The organism is Phreatobacter sp. AB_2022a (assembly GCF_026847585.1).
Taxonomy (GTDB): Bacteria; Pseudomonadota; Alphaproteobacteria; order Rhizobiales; family Phreatobacteraceae; genus Phreatobacter.
Window position 1 is genome coordinate 47148 of record NZ_JAPSET010000038.1, and the last position, 20357, is coordinate 67504.

At 68.2% G+C, this 20357-nt stretch carries 20 protein-coding genes; 15 read left to right on the forward strand and 5 right to left on the reverse strand.

The window, feature by feature from the left end:
- Nucleotides 1-23: 23 nt before the first annotated feature.
- Nucleotides 24-998: an NADPH:quinone oxidoreductase family protein gene (locus OZ671_RS23365; RefSeq protein WP_268862956.1), complete on the reverse strand. Its 975-nt coding sequence runs from the start codon at nucleotides 996-998 to the stop codon at nucleotides 24-26.
- A 265-nt stretch (nucleotides 999-1263) separates the two neighbouring features.
- Between OZ671_RS23365 and OZ671_RS23370 the strand changes: the two genes are divergently transcribed.
- Together OZ671_RS23370 and OZ671_RS23375 are read left to right on the forward strand one after the other, a co-directional pair.
- Complete coding sequence (locus OZ671_RS23370) at nucleotides 1264-1887, forward strand: YdcF family protein (RefSeq protein ID WP_268862957.1); 624 nt, start codon at nucleotides 1264-1266, stop codon at nucleotides 1885-1887.
- 28 nt (nucleotides 1888-1915) lie between these two features.
- The gene (locus OZ671_RS23375; protein ID WP_268862958.1) at nucleotides 1916-2647 is read left to right on the forward strand and encodes a lysophospholipid acyltransferase family protein; all 732 of its coding nucleotides are present in this window, start codon (nucleotides 1916-1918) and stop codon (nucleotides 2645-2647) included.
- 185 nt (nucleotides 2648-2832) lie between these two features.
- Here the strand turns inward: OZ671_RS23375 and uvrC are convergent, their stop codons facing one another.
- Together uvrC and OZ671_RS23385 are read right to left on the reverse strand one after the other, a co-directional pair.
- Nucleotides 2833-4836 (reverse strand): excinuclease ABC subunit UvrC, encoded by a 2004-nt coding sequence (gene uvrC, locus OZ671_RS23380; protein ID WP_268862959.1) that lies wholly within the window; start codon nucleotides 4834-4836, stop codon nucleotides 2833-2835.
- An 89-nt stretch (nucleotides 4837-4925) separates the two neighbouring features.
- On the reverse strand, nucleotides 4926-5681 hold the full coding sequence (locus OZ671_RS23385; RefSeq protein WP_268862960.1) for an SDR family oxidoreductase: 756 nt from the start codon (nucleotides 5679-5681) through the stop codon (nucleotides 4926-4928).
- A 516-nt stretch (nucleotides 5682-6197) separates the two neighbouring features.
- Between OZ671_RS23385 and OZ671_RS23390 the strand changes: the two genes are divergently transcribed.
- The 4 genes from OZ671_RS23390 (at nucleotide 6198) to OZ671_RS23405 (ending at nucleotide 8550) form a co-directional block, all read left to right on the forward strand.
- Nucleotides 6198-6866 carry an outer membrane protein gene (locus OZ671_RS23390; protein ID WP_268862961.1) on the forward strand — a complete coding sequence of 223 codons (669 nt, stop codon included), beginning with the start codon at nucleotides 6198-6200 and terminating at the stop codon, nucleotides 6864-6866.
- Between the two features lie 139 nt (nucleotides 6867-7005).
- Nucleotides 7006-7770, forward strand: a complete 765-nt coding sequence (locus tag OZ671_RS23395; protein WP_268862962.1) for a heme ABC transporter permease — start codon at nucleotides 7006-7008, stop codon at nucleotides 7768-7770.
- 4 nt (nucleotides 7771-7774) lie between these two features.
- A complete protein-coding gene (gene ccmD / locus OZ671_RS23400; RefSeq protein WP_038303505.1) occupies nucleotides 7775-7984 on the forward strand; it encodes a heme exporter protein CcmD in 210 nt (69 codons plus the stop codon).
- On the forward strand, nucleotides 7981-8550 hold the full coding sequence (locus tag OZ671_RS23405; protein ID WP_268862963.1) for a DsbE family thiol:disulfide interchange protein: 570 nt from the start codon (nucleotides 7981-7983) through the stop codon (nucleotides 8548-8550). The genes ccmD and OZ671_RS23405 overlap by 4 nt, the downstream gene beginning before the upstream one ends.
- 16 nt (nucleotides 8551-8566) lie before the next feature.
- On the opposite strand, the gene OZ671_RS23410 is transcribed toward OZ671_RS23405, so the two are convergent.
- Both OZ671_RS23410 and OZ671_RS23415 read right to left on the reverse strand, forming a co-directional pair.
- Nucleotides 8567-8938 (reverse strand): hypothetical protein, encoded by a 372-nt coding sequence (locus OZ671_RS23410; RefSeq protein ID WP_268862964.1) that lies wholly within the window; start codon nucleotides 8936-8938, stop codon nucleotides 8567-8569.
- Between the two features lie 4 nt (nucleotides 8939-8942).
- Nucleotides 8943-10355 carry a sulfite oxidase gene (locus tag OZ671_RS23415; protein WP_268862965.1) on the reverse strand — a complete coding sequence of 471 codons (1413 nt, stop codon included), beginning with the start codon at nucleotides 10353-10355 and terminating at the stop codon, nucleotides 8943-8945.
- Between the two features lie 339 nt (nucleotides 10356-10694).
- Here OZ671_RS23415 and OZ671_RS23420 point away from each other — a divergent pair, with 339 nt between their 5' ends.
- From OZ671_RS23420 to OZ671_RS23460, 9 genes are all read left to right on the forward strand, one after another.
- Nucleotides 10695-12131 carry a homospermidine synthase gene (locus tag OZ671_RS23420; RefSeq protein WP_268862966.1) on the forward strand — a complete coding sequence of 479 codons (1437 nt, stop codon included), beginning with the start codon at nucleotides 10695-10697 and terminating at the stop codon, nucleotides 12129-12131.
- A 208-nt stretch (nucleotides 12132-12339) separates the two neighbouring features.
- Nucleotides 12340-13443 carry a polyamine ABC transporter substrate-binding protein gene (locus OZ671_RS23425; protein ID WP_268862967.1) on the forward strand — a complete coding sequence of 368 codons (1104 nt, stop codon included), beginning with the start codon at nucleotides 12340-12342 and terminating at the stop codon, nucleotides 13441-13443.
- A 147-nt stretch (nucleotides 13444-13590) separates the two neighbouring features.
- Nucleotides 13591-14739, forward strand: coding sequence for an ABC transporter ATP-binding protein (locus tag OZ671_RS23430; RefSeq protein ID WP_268862968.1), 1149 nt, complete (start codon nucleotides 13591-13593; stop codon nucleotides 14737-14739).
- Nucleotides 14740-14745: 6 nt separating this feature from the next.
- A complete protein-coding gene (locus OZ671_RS23435; protein WP_268862969.1) occupies nucleotides 14746-15648 on the forward strand; it encodes an ABC transporter permease subunit in 903 nt (300 codons plus the stop codon).
- The gene (locus OZ671_RS23440) at nucleotides 15645-16439 is read left to right on the forward strand and encodes an ABC transporter permease (protein ID WP_268862970.1); all 795 of its coding nucleotides are present in this window, start codon (nucleotides 15645-15647) and stop codon (nucleotides 16437-16439) included. Before OZ671_RS23435 ends, OZ671_RS23440 begins: the two co-directional genes overlap by 4 nt.
- A 112-nt stretch (nucleotides 16440-16551) precedes the next feature.
- Entirely contained in the window at nucleotides 16552-17415 is an 864-nt protein-coding gene (gene tesB / locus OZ671_RS23445; protein WP_268862971.1) for an acyl-CoA thioesterase II, read from the forward strand.
- A 293-nt stretch (nucleotides 17416-17708) separates the two neighbouring features.
- Complete coding sequence (locus OZ671_RS23450) at nucleotides 17709-18047, forward strand: P-II family nitrogen regulator (protein WP_268862972.1); 339 nt, start codon at nucleotides 17709-17711, stop codon at nucleotides 18045-18047.
- A gap of 42 nt (nucleotides 18048-18089) precedes the next feature.
- The gene (locus tag OZ671_RS23455; protein ID WP_268862973.1) at nucleotides 18090-19577 is read left to right on the forward strand and encodes an ammonium transporter; all 1488 of its coding nucleotides are present in this window, start codon (nucleotides 18090-18092) and stop codon (nucleotides 19575-19577) included.
- A gap of 282 nt (nucleotides 19578-19859) precedes the next feature.
- The coding region (locus tag OZ671_RS23460; RefSeq protein WP_268862974.1) for a DNA translocase FtsK 4TM domain-containing protein at nucleotides 19860-20357 on the forward strand (498 nt) is incomplete at its 3' end.

A 20357-nucleotide genomic window follows, 5' to 3' on the forward strand; every position in this document is an offset into this window, starting at 1 on the left:
CGGAGCCCGGCCGGCAGGCTTGCTCAGGGCTTCAGGATGACCTTGCCCTTGGCCTTGCGGCTCGCGATCTCGTTCAGCGCATCGGCGACCTGCTCCAGCGGATAGGTCGCGTGCACGTGCAGCGACAGCTTCTTCTCCGCGGTCCAGCGGGCCACCTGCGCGAGATTGGCGCTGTTGGTCTTCGGATCGCGCTGGGCGAAGGCGCCCCAGAACACGCCCCGGATGTCGCAGCTCTTCAGCAGCGTCAGGTTCAGCGGAATCTTCGGGATCTCGCCGCCGGCGAAACCGATGACCAGAAAACGCCCCTGCCAGGCAATGGCGCGCAGGGCTGGCTCGGCATATTTGTCGCCGACGGGATCGTAGATGACGTCGGGGCCCTTGCCGTCGGTCAGCGCCCGCAAGCGCTCCTTCAGGTCCTCGGTCGAATAGTTGATCACCTCGTCGGCGCCGTGCGCCTTGCAGAAGGCGAGCTTGTCGTCGGTCGAGGCGCAGGCGATCACGCGGGCGCCCATGGCCTTGCCGAGCTCGATGGCGGCAAGGCCGACGCCGCCTGCCGCGCCGAGCACCGCCAGCGTCTCGCCGGGCTTCAGCTCGGCCCGGTCCTTCAGGGCGTGGATGGTGGTGCCGTAAGTGATGACGAGGCCGGCGGCCTGCTCATCGGTCAAGGCGTCGGGAATCGGGGCGAGCGCGCTCGCCTTGACGACGATCTGGCCGCGCGCGGCGCCATAGGGCACGTTGCCGGCGACGCGATCGCCGACCTTGAAGCCGGTCGCGCCCGCGCCAAGGCTCAGCACCCGTCCGGCGAATTCGGAACCGGGCGAAAAGGGCATGGGCGGCTTCACCTGATACATGTTCTTGATGATCAGGTTGTCGAAGAAATTGAGGCCGACGGCGGTGACCGCGACCACCACCTCGCCCGGGCCGGCGCTCGGATCCGGCAGATCCTCGATCACCAGGCTTTCGGGCGGCCCGAAGGTCTTGCACATCACCGCTTTCATGGATCTCGTCTCCCTTGCATGCGGGCAACACCACCAGCCGCTGCCGCTAACGTCAACCTCGGCCGAACGGGCGGGGCATGCCGGGAACCGCCGCCGATGCGGTTAACGGATCGTTGATGACCGTGGCGCTACGCCTTACCTGGGCCGTCAGGTCGCCGCAATCTCTGGTATAGTGCAGGCAATGTCGCGAAGCCGTACATGGGCAGCGCTCACGAGCGCGCCGGATGTGCCCCCCGCCGCGGTAAGACGGGAACGGGGGTGGCTATTGCTTCGCCCGGCGCCGGCCATCCTGGCCCTTTGCCTTGCCGCCGCCATCGGCCTTGCCGGCGGTTTCGTCGCCTTCGTTTTCCAGGCAACGCAGGTTGCGGACAGGGATGGGCCTCGCGCCGAGGCCATCGTCGCCATGACCGGCGGCTCGTCGCGCCTGTCCGACGCGGTCTCCCTGCTCGGCACCGGCCAGGGCCGGCGTCTGCTCATCAGTGGCGTCAACCCGATGGTGGGCGAGCGCGAGCTCGCCCGGCTGATCCCGGGCTCGGCCGCGCTCATGCAATGCTGCATCGATCTCGACCACCGCGCCCTCAACACCCTCGGCAATGCCATGGAAACCGGCAAATGGGTGCGCTCGAACGGCTTCCGTTCGGTGCTGGTGGTGACATCCAGCTACCATATGCCGCGCACCATGCTGGAGCTGCAGCGCGTCCTGCCCGACGTGACGCTGATCGCCCATCCCGTCTCGACCGAGGCGATGAAGCGCAATGTCTGGTGGAAAGATCCGCCCAGCCTGAAGATTCTGGGCTTCGAGTATGCAAAATATCTGATGGCTGCCGTGCGGCTCAGGCTGGATATTCCGACAGCGGAACCGCGTACGGTGCGCGCCGCGACCTACTGAGCACCGCCTCGGGCGGGGGACCCGCCTGATGCTGTTGCTGCGTTCGGTCATCTTCAACCTGTTCTTCTATCTCTGGACCTTCGTCCTTTTGATCGTGCTGATCCCGGCCATGATCTGGCCGTTCGGCAACCCCGTCCTGTTCATCGGCCGCGTCTGGTGCCATGGCAATCTCTGGGCGCTCCGCACCATCTGCAACCTGACCGTCGACTACCGGGGACTGGAAAAGGTGCCGTTGGGCGCCGTGCTGGTCGCGGCCAAGCATCAGTCGGCCTGGGAAACCTTCGCCTTCTTCGTGCCGTTCCCGCGGCCGGCCTATATCTACAAGCGCGAGCTCAGCTACATCCCGCTGTTCGGCTGGGCGATCTGGCGGGCGCATCAGATCCCGGTCGATCGCGGCAAGAAGGGCGAGGCGCTGGCCTCGATCACCGCGGGCGCGCGCGCCGCGCTCGGCCGCGACCAGCAGGTCATGATCTTTCCCGAAGGCACGCGCCGGGCGGTCGATGCACCGCCGGACTACAAATACGGCGTGACCCACCTCTATTCGGCGCTGGGCGCCACCTGCCAGCCGGTCGCGCACAATGCCGGCCTGTTCTGGCCGCGCCGGTCGTTCCTCCGCCGGCCGGGCACGGTGATCGTCGAATGCCTCGACCCGATCCCGCCGGGCCTGCCGCCCGAGATCTTCGCCGAACGCCTGAAGACGACGATCGAGACCGCCACCAACCGGCTGGTCGCCGAGGCGCGAGCGCAAGCGCGCGAATAGTGGACGGCGAATGGCGAGTGGCGGGTAGTGGAGTGCACCCCTTGAGTGAGTCGCGGTAATCGAGTGACAGGGGCCTGCGAGGGCGCGCACCAGCAGGGAGCGCGTCGAGGGCCTTGCTACCCCATGATAGTCTGCGCGCCCTGGCCGCATCACTCCCTGTTCGCCATTCGCTACGCGCCATCCACTCACCCCGCGGGGTGGAAATAGTCGTAGACCGCCTTGGCGGTGCCGGCATTGATGCCCGGGGCCCGCTGCAGGTCTTCGAGCCTTGCCCGCTCGATCGCCTTCAGCGTGCCGAAATGGTTGAGCAGGGCGCGCTTGCGCGAGGGACCGACGCCGGCGATTTCCGCAAGCCCGGCTTCCTTGATGTCCTTCTTGCGCCGGCCGCGATGGGTGCCGATGGCGAAGCGGTGCGCCTCGTCGCGCAGCCGCTGGACGAAATAGAGCACGGGATCGCGCGGTTCGAGCCGGAACGGCTCGCGGCCGGCCATGTGGAAGGTCTCGCGGCCGGCCTCGCGGTCGCGGCCCTTGGCGATGCCGACCAGCGGCACCGTGTCGATGCCGAGCTCGGTCAGGATCTTCTGGGCTGCCGCGAGCTGGCCCGGACCGCCGTCGATGACGACCAGATCCGGCCAGGCCGAGCCGTCCTCGTCGGGCTCCGGCCTGGGCGTCGCCGCGGGCTCGGCCGCGTCCTTCAGGAGCCGCTTGAACCGGCGCTCCAGCACCTCGCGCATCATGCCGAAATCATCGCCCGGGGCGATGTCGGACTTGATGTTGAAGGTGCGATAGTCCTTGCGGCGGAATCCCTCGGGGCCGGCGACGATCATGGCGCCGACCGCATTGGTGCCCATGATGTGCGAATTGTCGTAGACCTCGATGCGGCGGGGCACCTTGGCGAGCCCGAAGGCCGCGGCGAGACCTTCCAGCAGCTTCATCTGCGAGGCGCTCTCGGCAAGCTTGCGGCCGAGCGCCTCGCGGGCATTCTGCAGCGCGTGGTCGACGAGATCCTTCTTCTCGCCGCGCTTCGGCACGGCCACCTCGACGCGGCGGCCGGCCCGCGTCGACAGCGCCTCGGCGAGCAGCTCGCGGTCCTCGACGTCGTGCGAGGTGAGCACCAGGGAGGGCGGTGGCTTGTCGTCATAGAACTGGGCGACGAACGAGCCGAGCACCTCGGCCAGCTCGATCGAGCGGTCGGCGCGCGGATAATAGGCGCGGTTGCCCCAGTTCTGGCCGGTGCGGAAGAAGAACACCTGGATGCAGGTCTGGCCGCCCTGCTGGGTGACGGCGAAGACGTCGGCCTCCTCGACGCCGCGCGGATTGATGCCCTGGGTCGCCTGGACCGCCGACAGCGCGGCGAGGCGGTCGCGATAGACGGCCGCACGCTCGAATTCGAGGTCGATGGAGGCCTGCTCCATCTGGCGCGCCAGCACCTCCCTGACCGCCTGGCTGCGGCCGGAGAGGAACAGCTTGGCCTCGCCGACGAGAGCATCGTAGTCCGCCTGGGCGATCTCGCCGGTGCAGGGACCGGCGCAGCGCTTGATCTGGAACAGGAGGCAGGGCCGGGTGCGGCTTTCGAACACCGGATCGGCGCAGGAGCGGATGAGGAAGGCGCGCTCGAGCGCATTGATGGTGCGGCCGACCGCCTGGGCCGAGGCGAAGGGGCCGAAATAGTCGCCCTTGATCGAGCGGGCGCCGCGATGCTTGGCGATGCGCGGCGCGGCGTGATCGGCGGTAATGAGGATATAGGGGAAGGACTTGTCGTCCCTGAGCAGCACGTTGAAGCGGGGGCGCAGCTGCTTGATCAGGTTGGCTTCGAGCAGCAGCGCCTCGGTCTCGGTCTTGGTCGAGACGAATTCCATGGCGGCGGTCGCCGCCACCATGCGGGCGATGCGGGTGACGAGGCCGACGGGGCGCGTATAGGACACGATGCGCTTGGCGATCGACTTCGCCTTGCCGACATAAAGCACCTCGCCGCCCGCATCGATCATGCGATAGACGCCGGGCCCCTTCGGCGCGTGGCGCACGGCGGCCTTGATCACGTCGATGCCGGCTGCGAGCGGCCCGGCGGCCGGCGCCGCATCCTCTTCCGTCGCGAGATCCAGAACGACGTCCTCCGCCTCGTCCGCTTCGGGCAGATCGAGGTCGGTCAGATCGGGTTCGAGATTGGCGGGGCCGGGACGGGCGGTCATGGCGGATGTCTGTTCGGTTCGGTCCTGTCGGCCGGCGGAGCGACCGTTGGCGCCGGCGCGGGAATCAGGCGCGTCGGCAAGTCTATTCTCTATTCCTTGATGCCCCAGACATCAGCCGTCTTCCAGGCCAGATGCTGGCCGCTGTCGACCGCCATGGTGATCCCGGTCGTGGCGCGGGCACGGGCGAGGTGGACGACCGCCTCGGCGATCGCCTCCGGGGCGACGGGCGCGCCGAGCAGCGTCGCCTCGGCCTGACGGCCGAAATCGGCGGGATCCTGCCGGACATTGGCTGCGGTCGGCCCCGGCGCCACCGCATTGACGCGGATCCTCGGCGCCAGCGCCTGCGCCATGGTGCGGGTCGCCGCCTCCAGCGCGATCTTGGTCAGCGTATAGGAGTAGAATTGCGGCGTCGGTTTGAAGACGCGCTGGTCGACGATGTTGACGATCGCCGCGCCGTCCGGCGCCTGGTCGGCAAAATCCTGGGCGAGGAAGGACGGGGTCTGCAGGTTGACGCGGAACTGCCGGTTCCAGCGCTCGCGTGTCAGGTTGCCGAGATGGTCCTCCTCGAATTCGCTGGCATTGTTGACGAGCAGGCTCAGGCGGCCGAAGGGCCGAGCGGCCGCCGCGATGAGGCCGTCGACATCGCCGGGCTCGGCGAGATCGGCCGATACCACGGCGGCCCGGCCGCCGGCATCGGCGATGCGCGCGGCCAGCGCCTGAGCCGCCTCGGCCGAGCGATGGGCGTGAATGACCACGGCGAAGCCGGCGCGCGCCAGCGCCTCGGTGATCGCCGCGCCGATCCGGCGCGCGCCGCCGGTGACCAATGCAGTTTCGACTTCGGCCATGACGTCCCGGCACATTGCGTGAAGATCAGTCTGTCGACATAGGCGCCGGCGTGCATTTCCGCCACCGGTTCCAGTCGTTTCGCGGACCGTCACGCGCAGCCGCGCGGCATATCGCCGGCGCTGCCGGCACGGAAGGGCGCATGGATCCGCGCTCGTCTTGCTTGAACATCCGGCAGCGCTTGCTTCGTCACCATTCTGACACGATCATTGTCGTTTTTGCTGTCGCTTTACTGAATTTTTTGCGTATTTTCACAGGAAATATCAGAATAGTAATTTCATATTTCCGATTATTGCATGAACATTGCGTGTTCCGCTGCGGGCATATCCTCGCATCGCAGGCCGCGATTTGCTGAGATGCGCTATCATAGACAGGAACGGTAATAATCTATTCACGATGATACTACTGAGAACGAGAAAATTTGAGCGAATGCGGTTATGGCTTGTTCATCGCATTCGCATCCGGGCGCGACCCGCGACGGAGCTTGTTCCGCGGGACCGTCGGAGAGGAGTTGGGACATGAAGAAGATCATCTGGGCTGCGGCGGCCTCGGCGCTTTTCGCCGGTCCCGCGCTGGCCGCGGACTTTTCGGGCCGCGGGCCCTATGCCGAGCCGGGCTTCATGCCGGCTGTGCCGGCCGGCGTCTGGTCCGGCTTCTATCTCGGCGGCAATATCGGCCTGAACTTCGCGTCGCGTTTCAGCAATACCGCCAAGTATGAGCTCGGCGGGGCGTCCGGCTTCACCGGCGGCCTGCAGGGCGGCTACGATTTCCAGATGGACCGGTTCGTGCTGGGCGTGGCCGGCGACATCAACTACAGCAGCCTGAAGCGCACCTACAACGATACGCTGCCGACCGACATTCGCGCCAGCATGAACTGGAACGGATCGCTGCGCGCGCGCTTCGGCTACGTCGTGCAGAGCAATTTCATGGTCTACGCCACGGGCGGCTACGCCTTCGGCAATGTCCGCATGACCGATGCGAGCCTGCGCCCGATGACGCAGACGCGCATGCTGTCGGGCTGGACTGCGGGCGTCGGCGGCGAATATGCCTTCAGCCGCAACTGGACCGCCATGCTGGAATACCGCTACATCAGCCTCGGCCACGGCAATTACGGCGACCTGCTGGAGCAGCCACGCGTCGGCTTCACCGGCCACCAGATCCGCACCGGCGTGAATTTCCGCTTCTGACGCGCCTTCCAGGCCGGCATTGGCGACCCGGGCCCTGCCCGGGCCGTTGGTTTTGCGCCGATCCGCCGCGGACAACCGCAGGCCCCGGTTGATCCGTCGCATTGCGCCCGGACGCGGGCGCGATTAAACCAGCCCCATCATGGCGCTCCTCGATCTCGCCAATCCGACCCGCTTTCTCGTGCTCGTGGCGCGGGCACTGCCGTGGCTTGGCGCCGCGACGGTGCTGCTGTTCGCCGTGGCTGCCTACCTCGTCCTGTTCGTCGCGCCCGACGACTACCAGCAGGGCGGCACGGTGAAGATCATGTTCCTTCACGTGCCGGCGGCCTGGCTGTCGATGGCCTGCTATTCGATGATGGCGGTCTCCGCGCTCGGCACGCTGGTCTGGCGCCATCCGCTGGCCGACGTCGCGGCCAAGGCGGCCGCGCCGATCGGCGCCGCCTTCACCTTTCTGTGCCTCGTCACCGGCTCGCTCTGGGGCAAGCCGATGTGGGGCACCTGGTGGATCTGGGATGCCCGGCTCACCTCCGAGCTCGTGCTCCTGCTCATGTATCTCGGCCTGATCGCGCTATGGCGGACGGTCGACGATCCCGGCCGGGCCGGCCGGGCGGTGGCGGTCCTGACCCTGGTCGGCACGGTCAACATCCCGATCATCAAGTTTTCGGTCGACTGGTGGAACACGCTGCACCAGCCGGCCTCGGTGTTCCGGACCGGCGGACCGACCATCCACAGCTCCATCCTGGTGCCGCTCATGGTCTCGGCGCTCGCCTTCACCGTCCTGTTCGTGACGCTGCATCTCGCCGCCATGCGCAACGAGGTGCTGCGCCGGCGCGTCAGGGCCATGCGGCTGATCGAAGCGCAGCGCGACGGCCTGCCGGCCGGCGCCGGGCTGGCGACGGGGGGCTGAGAGCATGGCCGCGTTCAGCGCGCTCGGACCGCACGCCGCCTTCATCCTCGCCGCCTATGGCCTCGGTTTCCTGACGGTCGGCGGGCTCATCGCCTGGATCGTCGTCGATCACCGGCGTCAGACGGCGCTGCTCGCCGACCTTGCGGCGCGCGGCGTGTCCCGCCGGTCGGCATCCGGCCCGCGCGAGCCGGCGCGGAAGGAGGGGGCACCATGAGCAACCTGGCGGTTCCGGCCGCGCCCCGGCGGCGCTGGCTCGCCTTCGTGCCGCTCGCCGTGTTCATCGCTCTGGCCGCGCTGTTCCTCATCGGCCTGCAGGGCGATCCGCAGAAGCTGCCCTCGGCGCTGATCGGCAAGCCCGTGCCGGACTTTTCGCTCAGCGCCCTCGAGGGCATCGACCGGCCCGGCCTCGCCACGGCGGACCTTTCCGGCGCGGTCACCGTGGTCAACGTCTTCGCCTCCTGGTGCATTCCCTGCCACGAGGAGCATCCCCAGCTGGTCGAGCTCGCCCGGGACAGCCGGATCCGCATGGCCGGCATCAATCAGAAGGATCAGCCGGAGAATGCCCGGCGGTTCCTGGAGCGCAACGGCAATCCCTATCAGCGGATCGGTGTCGATCCGAACGGCCGGGCGGCGATCGAGTGGGGCGTCTACGGCGTGCCGGAGACCTTCATCGTCGGCCGCGACGGGCGCATCCTTTACAAGCATGTCGGCCCGATCACGCCGCAGATCCTGACCGCCCGCATCAAGCCGCAGATCGAAGCGGCGCTCGCCGCGCGCTGAGGCGCGGCGGCACGAGTCACTGCTGGGGCTGGAACGGATTGCGCCAGCCGCCGCCCTGCGCCGGCGCCCGCGGCGGGAAGGCGCGCGCCAGATAGTTCACGATCATCGCGCGGTCGGCGGGTTCGGGCGCGGCCATGCCGTGCTTGGCGACCATGAGATCGACGACCCCGTTCCACTGCTCGCGGGTCTGGCCGATCCGGGTGATCAGCCCGGTCGCGTGGCAGGCGGTGCAGGTGTAGAAGGTCTCCTCGCGACCCTCGCCGGCGGGCCAGGCCTCCGGCGTCTCCGCCTGCGGCTGGAAGGCGGGCGGCTGCTGGCCGAGGGCCGGCATGGCCGCCGCGCCGGCGCCGAGCGCCAGCGCGAGGGTCAGGACTGTCGTCAGGCGCATCCCGTCACCCGATCAGCATGGCGATGCGGTGGAAGGAATTGGCGCCATAGCCTTGCGGGTTCCAGTTGCCGGCCGTGTGCGGCTGATATTTGCCGGTCGAATCCTGGCCGCGCACCCAGACCTCGTAATAGCCGTCGGTGGGGAACTGGATCGAGCCGGACCAGCGCCGCCAGTCGTAGCGGTTCTTGGGCGCCGCCAGCCGCATGGCCTTCCAGGTCTGGCCGAAATTGGTCGAGACGTGAACCCGCTGGACGTCGAGATCGCCGGCCCAGGCGGCGCCGCGGATGTCGAGCGAGCGCGTGCCCTTGGCGAGCCGCGTGCCATTGGCATGGCTCGTCAGGATCGAACGCAGCGGCATGGAGGTCATGTCGGTGAAGTTTTCGCGGCCGTCGACATTGGAGCCCGGCACGATCGGCACGATGGGCACACGATAGCTGGTGCCGCCCATGCCGGCACCGTCATGCGGCTTGTCGCGGATCCAGATGCGCGTCAGCCATTTGTGCGACAGCGAGCCCGGCCAGCCCGGCGTGATCAGCCGCACCGGGCCGCCGTGGATATGCGGGATCGGCTGGCCGTTCATGGCGAAGGCGACGAGCGTGTGACGCTCCAGCGCCTTGGCGATCGGCATGCCGCGCGAGATCGACTGCCTGCCGGTATCGCCGGACAGGTGCGGATCGGCGCCGTAATTGCCGGTGAAGCGCGCGCTGTCCTTCAGGCCGGCGGCGCGCAGGATGTCGCGCAGCGGCACGCCGGTCCATTCGGCGCAGCCGATGGCGCCGTTGCCCCACTGGTTGCCGCGCGCCTGCGGCGAGAAGAACGAGCGGCCGTTGCCCCCGCATTCCATCTGCAGCCGGTAGGTGACCGCGCGGAAGCGCGACTTGAGCTCGCCGAGGGTGAGGCGCAGCGGCGCATTGACCTCGCCGTCGATGACGAAGGCATGGGCGTCCGGATTGGTGATCTCGGGCGCGATCTGGCCGTTGTTGCGCACGAAGAAGCGGTCGACCGGCGTCGTCGCGTCGTCGAGCATATGTTCGGGCGTCTCGGCCACCAGCGGCCGGTCCTGCAGCAGCATCAGGCCGCGGGCCTTGCCGGGATAGTCGAAAGGCTGCGGGCCCGCGGCGGTCGCCGGCGCCGCGGCGGAGGGGCCGGTGCCCGACCCCTGGGCCGGCGCGGCCGGAGCTCCCTGCGCCAGCGCCGCCGGTACGAGCCCGCCGGGCATGGCCGCGGAATAGACGATCGGGCCGCCGACCGCCGCCGACATGGCCGCGAGTCCGGCGCCGCCGAGGAAGCCGCGACGCGAGGCGACCTCGCCCGCGGCGCGACCTTTCGCCGCCTTGCGGCCGAAGACCTCGGCATCGGCCCGTTCCGGGTCGTCGCGATAGAGCTCCTCGACCGAGCGTTCTTTTTTCGTCGCCATAAATTCTCTCCCACACCCCTTCCGCCGAGCATTTCCTTATCGTTGGCGCCCGTCAGGAGGGAATATATTACCTGAGTCACGCCGTCCGACCAGAGGGACCAGAGGTCGCGGCGCAGCATCTTCGTGTCCCCGCGAAGCGCTGCCGGGCGCCTTGGCGGACGGCGCCGGCGGCGGTCAAATTCACGTCCGGCCGGGCCCCGTCATGACCGCGTCACGTGAATAGGCGTTGACGGGGGGGCTTTCGCATGGCCAATGCACGCCTGCTCGTTGTGCAGGGTCCCGTCCGCAAGGCCGGGGCCTTTCATTCGTTGTAAGACCTGCCTCTTCAGGAGACCCCTTATGAGCCAGTGGCCCGTCTATCACGATATCACCGGCCCGATCGTCATGATCGGTTTCGGTTCCATCGGCCGCGGCACCCTGCCGCTGATCGAACGTCACTTCCGCTTCGACCGGAGCCGGATGGTGGTGATCGACCCGGTGGACACCAACCGGCACCTCGTAGACGAGCGCGACATCAAGTTCATACAGGAGGCGGTCACGCCGGAGAACTACGTGACCCTGCTGGAGCCGCTGCTTACCCAGGGCGGCGGCCAGGGCTTCTGCGTCAATCTGTCGGTCGACACCTCGTCGGTCGCGATCATGGAGCTGTGCCGGAAGGTGGGCGCACTCTATATCGACACCGTGGCGGAGCCGTGGCCGGGTTTCTATTACGACGCCAAGATGGATACCGCCGACCGCACCAATTATGCGCTGCGCGAGCGGGTCCTCGATGCCCGCAGGCGCTCGCCGGGCGGCACCACGGCGGTGTCCTGCTGCGGCGCCAATCCCGGCATGGTCTCCTGGTTCGTCAAGCAGGCCCTGCTCAATGTCGCCACCGACAGCGGTCTCGCCTTCTCGACGCCGACCTCGAAGGCCGAATGGGCCGATCTCGCCGCCAAGGTCGGGGTCAAGGGCATCCACATCGCCGAGCGCGATACCCAGCGCGCGCGCCAGCCGAAGCCGCCCAGGGTGTTCGTCAACACCTGGTCGGTCGAGGGGTTCATTTCCGAAGGCCTGCAGCCGGCCGAGCTCGGCTGGGGTACCCACGAGAAATGGCTGCCGGCAACCGCCCGCCAGTATCGCGACAAAGATGCGCCGGCAATCTATCTGCTGCAGCCGGGCGCCAATACCCGCGTCCGATCCTGGTGCCCGACGATGGGCGCCCAGCATGCCTTCCTGGTCACCCACAACGAGGCGATCTCGATCGCGGACTATTTCACCGCGCGGGATGCCGGCGGCAAGGTGACCTACCGGCCGACCTGCCACTATGCCTACCATCCCTGCAACGATGCGGTGCTGTCGCTGCACGAGATGTTCGGCGCGGCCGGCCAGCGCCAGCCGGAATGGCAGATCCTCGGCGAGGACGAGATCGTCGACGGCATCGACGAACTCGGCGTGCTGCTCTACGGCCAGGCCGGCGGGGCCTACTGGTACGGCTCGCAGCTCTCCATCGAGGAGACGCGCCGGCTCGCGCCCTACCAGAACGCCACCGGCCTGCAGGTGACCTCGGCCGTGCTCGCCGGCATGGTCTGGGCGCTCGACAATCCGAATGCCGGCATCGTCGAGGCCGACGACGTCGACTTCAAGCGGTGCCTGGAAGTCCAGCTGCCCTATCTCGGGCCGGTGGTCGGCACCTATACGGACTGGACGCCGCTCAGCGGCCGTCCCGGCCTGTTCCCAGAGGATATCGACACCTCCGATCCCTGGCAGTTCCGCAACATCCTCGTGCGCGACTGACGACAGGGCTCCGGCCCGCGCTCCGCCGCGGCGGGGCGTCCTTCGATCCTTCAGGCCGGCGGGCACGCCCCGCCGGCCTTGTCTTTTTGACGCGCGGCCGCTGCCGTTTCGGGCATAGCCGCCGGCGCAATTCCCCGCTAAGTTGCGGCCGTCGGCGACGCCCGCGGGGCCCGGCATCCCCCTCCATTCCCTGGTCAAGGACGGCATCATGAAGACTTGCACCCTGCTCAGAGGCCTTGCCGTCGCGCTCGCGGCGGTCGGTTTTGCGGCGAGCGCCGCGGCGCAGGGCACGCGGGAACTGCGCATCTTCAACTGGTCGAACTATATCGACGAGCAGGTGCTCCGGGATTTCGAGCGCGAGTTCAACGCCAAGGTCGTCTACGACACCTATGATTCCAACGAGGTGCTGGAGACGCGCCTGCTCGCCGGCCGCACCGGCTACGACATCGTGGTGCCGTCGGGACCGTTCCTGTCGCGGCAGATCGCGGCCAATGTCCACCGCCGGCTCGACCCCTCGAAGATCCCGAACCTGGCCAATCTGTGGCCCGACGTGCAGCGCCGCGTCGCCGTGTTCGATCCCGGCAACGCCTATTCGGTGAACTATCTCTGGGGCACGACCGGCATCGGCTACAACGTCGCCAAGATCCGCGAGCGGATGGCCGATGCGCCGCTCGATTCCTGGCGCCTCGCCTTCGATCCGGAGGTGCTGAAGCGCTTCAAGGATTGCGGCATCCACTTCCTCGACACGGCCGAGGACCTGCTGCCTTCGGTGCTGCGCTATCTCGGCCGCGATCCGAATTCCAAGAAGCCGGAGGACTGGGAGGCCGCGGCCGCCCATATCCAGCAGCTCAGGACGCTGGTCACCAAGTTCCATTCCTCGGAATATATTTCGGCCCTCGCCAATGGCGATATCTGCCTGGTGGTCGGCTATTCCGGCGACATCTTCCAGGCCCAGAGGCGGGCCCGCGAAGCCGGCAACGGCATCGACATCCAATATGTCATCCCGCGCGAGGGCGCGCAGATGTGGTTCGACCAGATGGCGATCCCGGCCGATGCGCCCAATCCGGACCTCGCCGAGGCCTTCATCAACTATCTGCTGCGGCCGGAGGTCGGCGCGCGGGTGGCAAGCTTCGTCTCCTATGCGAGCGGCAACCTCGCGGCGCGGCCGCTGGTGGCCCCTGCGGTGCGCGACAATCCCGCGATCTATCCGCCCGATGCGGTGATGGAGCGGCTGTTCACCGTCACGAGCCCCGATGCGCGCCTGCAGCGCGTCATCACCCGCGCCTGGACGCGGGCCAAGACCGGGCGCTGACGGCCAACCGGCGCTGAGCGCCGGCCGACCAACACGGCCGGTCGCCAGCGCTTTCGCCGGGACGGGTCGGCGCCGGTGCCGGCCTTTCCCCCGAAACCGTTTTTGCTCTATGCGAATGGTGTGAACGAGATCGGGCGGGCTCATCAATTGACGACATCGCTTGGAGCGGTGCGCTCCACCTTCGCGCCGTGGGACGATCCGGCGCTCGCACCCCTGGTGGTCTATGACGGCGTGACCAAACGCTATGGCGCGGAGACCGCGGTCGCGGATCTCAGCCTTGCCATCTACGAGCGCGAGTTCTTTGCCCTGCTCGGGCCTTCGGGCTGCGGCAAGAGCACGCTGATGCGGCTGCTGGCCGGCTTCGAGACGCCGAGCGCGGGCCGCGTCCTGCTCGCCGGCGAGGATCTTGCCGGCGTGCCGCCGCACCGGCGCCCGGTCAACATGATGTTCCAGTCCTATGCGCTGTTCCCGCATATGACCGTGGAGCGCAACATCGCCTTCGGCCTGACCATGGAAGGCCTGCCGCGCGAGGAGATCCGCGAGCGGGTCGCGGCGATGCTGAAGCTGGTCAAGCTCGAGGCCTATGCGAACCGCAGGCCGCACCAGCTCTCCGGCGGCCAGCGCCAGCGGGTGGCGCTCGCCCGGGCGCTGGCGAAGCGGCCGAAAGTGCTGCTGCTCGACGAACCGCTCGGCGCGCTCGACCGGAAGCTGCGCGAGGAGACCCAGTTCGAGCTGATCGCGCTGCAGGAGCGGCTCGGCGTCACCTTCGTCATTGTCACCCACGACCAGGACGAGGCCATGACCATGGCGACCCGCATTGCGGTCATGGACAAGGGCCGGGTGGTGCAGGTGGCGCCGCCGCCGGTCATCTACGAGGCGCCGGCCACCCGTTATGTCGCCAGCTTCATCGGCGACATCAATCTGATCGAAGCCAAGGTCGCCGCCGCGGCCGGCCCGGGCGCCGTTGCGGTCGAGACCGAGATTGCCGGCCGGCTGTCGGTGGAGACGGACGAGGCGCTTGCTGCCGGCCAGCAGGTCGCGGTCGCCTGGCGGCCGGAAAAGACGCGCATCCTGCGGGCCGGCGAGGAGGCGCCCGCCGGCTGGGCGACGATTGCCGGAACGGTGCACGATATCGGCTATCTCGGCGACTGGACGACCTATGTGGTCGTCGCCGGCGGCCTCAGGCTCAGGGCCGCGGTCGCCAATGCGGCGCGCCTCGTCGAACGGCCGGTCACCTGGGACGAGCCGGTGCGCCTTGCGGTCGCGCCGTCCTCCTTCGTGCTGCTCGCGCGGTAGCCGGCCATGACCGATCGCGCCACCCGCCGCGTCACCATCCTGGTGCCCTATCTCTGGCTCGTCCTGTTCTTCCTTGTCCCCTTCGCGATCGTCGCCAAGATGTCGCTGTCGCAGGTGGCGACCGCCGTGCCGCCCTACGAGCCGGTCTTCGGGCTCGGCGACGGCCTGGCGAGCTGGCGTGACAAGCTTGGCCAGCTCTCGCTCGGCAATTACGGCGTCGTCACCGGCGACGCGCTCTATGTCGACGCCTTCGTCTCCTCGCTCAGGATCGCCGCGATCGGCACGGCGATCCTGCTCGTCCTCGGCTATCCCATGGCCCATGCCATGGCGCGGGCGCCGGAGCGGCTGCGCCCGCTCCTGGTGATGGCGGTGATCCTGCCGTTCTGGACGAGCTTCCTGATCCGCGTCTATGCCTGGATCGGCATCCTGAAGCCCGAAGGCCTGCTCAACGAAGCGCTGCTCGGGCTCGGCCTCATCGGCACGCGCCTGCAGATCGCCAATACCGAGGCGGCGGTGCTGATCGGCGTCGTCTATTCCTACCTGCCGTTCATGGTGCTGCCGCTCTATGCCGCGCTGGAGCGGCTCGACCGGACCCTGCTCGAGGCGGCGGCCGATCTCGGCTGCTCGCCCGTCGGCGCGTTCTGGCGCATCACGGTGCCGCTGACCTTGCCGGGCATCGTCGCCGGCTGCTTCCTCTGCTTCATTCCGATCACCGGCGAGGTGGTGATCCCCGACCTGCTCGGCGGCTCGGAGACGCTGATGATCGGCAAGACCTTGTGGACCGAGTTCTTCGCCAACCGCGACTGGCCGGTCGCCTCCGCCGTCGCGGTGCTGCTGCTCGTCGTGCTGGTCGGCCCGATCATGGTCTACCAGCACCTGCAGGCGCGCCAGCTGGAGGCCGCCAGATGAACCGATCCGCGCGCTTCCTCGATGCCACCGCGCTGACCCTCGGCTTCGGCTTCCTCTACCTGCCGATCGTCATCCTGATCGTCTTCTCGTTCAATGCCAGCCAGCTCGTCACCGTCTGGGGCGGCTTCTCGACCCGCTGGTACGGCGAGATCCTGCAGAACCGTCAGCTTCTCGATTCCGCCTGGATGACCGCCCAGGTCGCCTTCGTCTCGGCGACGCTCGCCACCGTCGTCGGCACGCTGGCGGCCCTTGCCCTGACGCGCTACCTCCGGTTCCGCGGCCGCGTCCTGTTCACCGGCATGGTCTATGCGCCCCTCGTCATGCCCGAGGTGATCACCGGCCTGTCGCTGCTGCTGCTGTTCGTCTCGCTCGGCATCGACCGCGGCTTCTGGACGGTGACGGTGGCGCATGCGACCTTCACGCTCGGCTTCGTCGCCGTCGTCGTGCAGTCGCGGCTCGTCGCTTTCGACGCTTCGCTCGAGGAAGCCGCCGCCGATCTCGGCGCCTCGCCGGCCCAGGTGTTCTTCCGCATCACGCTGCCGATCATCGCGCCGGCGGTGATCGCCGGCTTCCTGCTCGCCTTCACGCTGTCGCTCGACGACCTCGTCATCGCGAGCTTCACGACCGGGCCGGGGGCCACGACCCTGCCCATGCGCATCTACAGCCAGGTGCGGCTCGGCGTGACGCCCGAGATCAACGCGATCTGCACCCTGATGATCGCCGCCGTGACGGTCGCCGTGATCGCCGCCTCGCTCGCCACCAAGCGCCAGGCGCTCGGCAAGCCGGGCTGAGGACCGGTTCCGCCGTTTCGCCGGACAGCGCCACGGCCCGGCGCGGGGGTTGACCGCCGCCGGGGCAAATGGTCTCTGCCTGATGTCCCAGCCGACCGGAGCTCCCGCCGTCATGTCCGCGGCCGTCGAACGCCTTCTGAAGATCCTCGATCTCGAGCGGCTCGAGGTGAACCTGTTCCGCGGCGAAAGTCCGAAGGACGGCTGGCAGCGCGTGTTCGGCGGACAGGTGATCGGCCAGGCGCTGGTTGCCGCCTGCCGCACGGTCGAGGGCCGCGCCCCGCATTCGCTGCACGGCTATTTCGTGCTGCCCGGCGACCCCAAGGCGCCGATCATCTACGAGGTCGAGCGGATCCGCGACGGCAGGAGCTTTTCCACCCGTCGGGTCAAGGCGATCCAGCATGGTGCGGCGATCTTTTCGCTGTCGGCCTCGTTCCAGGTGGAGGAGGAAGGCTTCGAGCACCAGTTCGCCATGCCCGACGTGCCGGCTCCCGAAAGCCTGCCGGCCGAGGCGGAGATCGGCCGCAACCTGCATCCCTCGACGCCGGCGGCGGTGAAGGCCTATTTCGCCCGCGAACGGCCGATCGCCATGCGCCCGGTCGAGATCGAGCGTTACGAGGGCGTACGCCAGCCCGAGGGCCGGTTCCATGTCTGGATCCGTGCCACCGGCACGCTGCCCGACGATCCGGTGGTGCACCGCTGCGTGCTCGCCTATGCCTCCGACATGACGCTGCTCGACGCTTCCCTGATCCCGCAGGGGCGCACGCTGTTCGACGCGACGATCCAGGGCGCCAGCCTCGACCATGCGATGTGGTTCCACCGGCCGTTCCGGGCCGACGAATGGCTGCTCTATGCCCAGGATTCGCCGTCCTCCCAGGGCGCGCGCGGCTTCTCGCGCGGCTCGATCTACACGCGCGACGGCGTGCTGGTCGCTTCGGTCGCCCAGGAAGGGCTGATCCGCCCGCGGCGCGAAAGCTGACCTCCGCGCATCTGCCTCAATATTGGGCATGTCAGGCGAAGCCAATTGCGGCGGCTTTGCAGCAGTCCTTTCTTGCCTAAATTTTAGGCGAAAGCTGACGACGGCTTCCACCCGGAATGCGGACCTCTCAATCAACCGATTGATATTATTCGATTTTATCCAGCGTGCGGCGACTGGCACGCGACTTGATTCCCGATAGCTCGGTTCGGCGCATGCCCCCTCGGGTCGCGTCGGAAGCGACCAGCAACCCTTCACCCGGTGCTTCCGGGGGAAGCCAGTTCGGGGATGCCGACATGAAAATCGTGATGGCTATCATCAAGCCATTCAAGCTCGAAGAGGTCCGCGATGCCCTGACCGGCATCGGCGTGCACGGCCTGACCGTCACGGAAGTGAAGGGTTACGGCCGGCAGAAGGGCCATACCGAAATCTATCGCGGCGCCGAATACGCCGTGAGCTTCCTGCCCAAGCTGAAGATCGAGGTCGCGGTGCCCGCGAGCGAGGCCGACAAGGTGGTCGCCGCCATAGCCGGTGCCGCCAAGACCGGCCAGATCGGCGACGGCAAGATCTTCGTCACCTCCATCGAGCACGCCGTGCGGATCCGCACCGGTGAGACCGATATCGACGCGCTCTGAGCGGCGCGCAGCTCAAGAAACATCCTCCCGGAGTTCTCGCACATGATCCGTTCCCTCTTGTCCCGGTGGGGCGTCGCGGCGCTTGCGCTCGCCTGCGCCGTGGCGATCCAGGCCGATCCGGCGCTCGCCCAGGCCGCCACGCCGCCGAAGCCGAATGCCGGCGACACCGCCTGGATGCTGACCTCGGCGCTTCTGGTGCTCCTGATGACCGTGCCGGGCCTCGCGCTCTTCTATGGCGGCCTGGTGCGCTCGAAGAACATGCTGTCGGTGCTGACCCAGGTCTTCGTCATCGTCGCGCTCGTCGCCATCATCTGGGTCGTCTACGGCTACTCGCTGACCTTCACTGGCGGCGGCGGGCTCAACGCCTATATCGGCGGCTTCTCCAAGGCCTTCCTCATCGGGGTCGACGCCAATTCGACCGCCGCAACCTTCTCCAACGGCGTGGTCATTCCCGAACTCGTCTACATCGCCTTCCAGATGACCTTCGCCTGCATCACGCCGGCGCTGATCGTCGGCGCCATCGCCGAGCGGACCAAGTTCTCGGCGGTCGTCCTGTTCACCGTGCTCTGGGTCACCTTCGTCTATTTCCCGATCGCGCACATGGTCTGGTACTGGGCCGGCCCCGACGCCATCGCGGACGCGGCCAAGGCGGTCGCGGCCGCCGGTTCCGACGCCGCCGCCAAGGCGGCCGCGGAAGCCAAGCTCGCTGCGGTCAAGGCCGATGCGGGCCTCATCTACCAGTGGGGCGCGCTCGATTTCGCCGGCGGCACGGTGGTCCATATCAATGCCGGCATCGCCGGTCTTGTCGGCTGCCTCGTGGTGGGCAAGCGCATCGGCTACGGCAAGGAGCTGATGCCGCCGCACTCGCTGGTCATGACGCTGATCGGCGCCGCGCTCCTGTGGGTCGGCTGGTTCGGCTTCAATGCCGGGTCCAACCTCGAGGCCAACGGCACGGCGGCGCTCGCCATGATCAACACCTTCGTCGCGACCGCCGCGGCGGCGCTGTCCTGGCTGTTCGTCGAATGGGCAGCCAAGGGCAAGCCCTCGCTGCTCGGCGCGGTGTCGGGCGCGGTCGCCGGCCTCGTCGCGGTGACGCCGGCGTCCGGTTTCGCCGGGCCGATGGGCTCGATCGTGCTCGGTCTCGTCGCCGGCGGCGTCTGCTTCGTGTTCTGCTCCACGGTCAAGAATGCCTTCGGCTACGACGACTCGCTCGACGTGTTCGGCATCCACTGCGTCGGCGGCATTCTCGGCGCCATCGCCACCGGCATCCTGGTCAACACCGCACTCGGCGGCGTCGGCATTCCCGACTACGAGGCCAAGCCGGGCGAGCTCTCGGTCGCGGCCTATGAATTCGCGCCCGCGGTCATCGCCCAGATCAAGGCGGTGCTCCTGACGCTCGTCTGGTCCGGGGTCGGCTCCTTCGTCCTCTACAAGATCGTCGACGTCGTCGTCGGCCTCCGGGTCTCGCCGGACCGCGAGCGCGAGGGGCTCGACCTCGCCGACCATGGCGAGCGCGCCTACAATCTCTGACGGCCGCAAGGCCCGAAATTCCCTGTTTTCAGGCCCCGGCGCCCTTGGCGCCGGGGTTTTTCATGGCGACTTGTCCACGGCGATATTCCCCAGGCCGGCGATGGTTAATCACCCGTCAACCCTTGCCTCGGTAAGGTCGCGATCACGAACCGGATGGCCCTCCGGGGCGTCCGCCGTCGCGCGGATTTCCCGCTCGGTCTCCCTTCACAGGATGCGACCGACATGGCTGTGGCGCGGCGGCATACCGGCCTCTCTCTCTTTCCCGAAGCGATGAAAGGCGCCATGCGTCGCAAGATCCGGCAATTGGGCGGGCTTGCCATCCTCGGCGCCGTGGGCCTTGCCGCGCTGGCGCTCCTGACCTGGACGGCCGGCGATCCCTCGCTGAGCCATGCCACCAATGCGCCGGTGAAGAACTGGGTCGGCCGTCCCGGCGCGATCCTTGCCGATCTCCTCATGCAGCTGTTCGGGCTCGGCGCCATCGGGCTGCTGCTGATCGCCGCCATCTGGGGCTGGCGCTTCGTCACCTGCAGGCCTTTCGACCGCGAGGGCCTGCGCATTCCGCTCGGCATCGCCGCCGGCATGATCCTGGCGGTGGCCGCCTCGCTGGTGCCGGCGCCGCGCGGCTGGCCCTTGCCGACGGGCATCGGCGGCGTCATCGGCGACGGTGGCCTCGCCGTGATCAGCGCCGTGCTCGGCAATCTCTCGGGCGCGACGCGCAGCGCCGCCGCCCTCGTCGTGCTCGCCGTCGGCCTCGCCGTCGCAGCGGTCGCGACCGGCCTC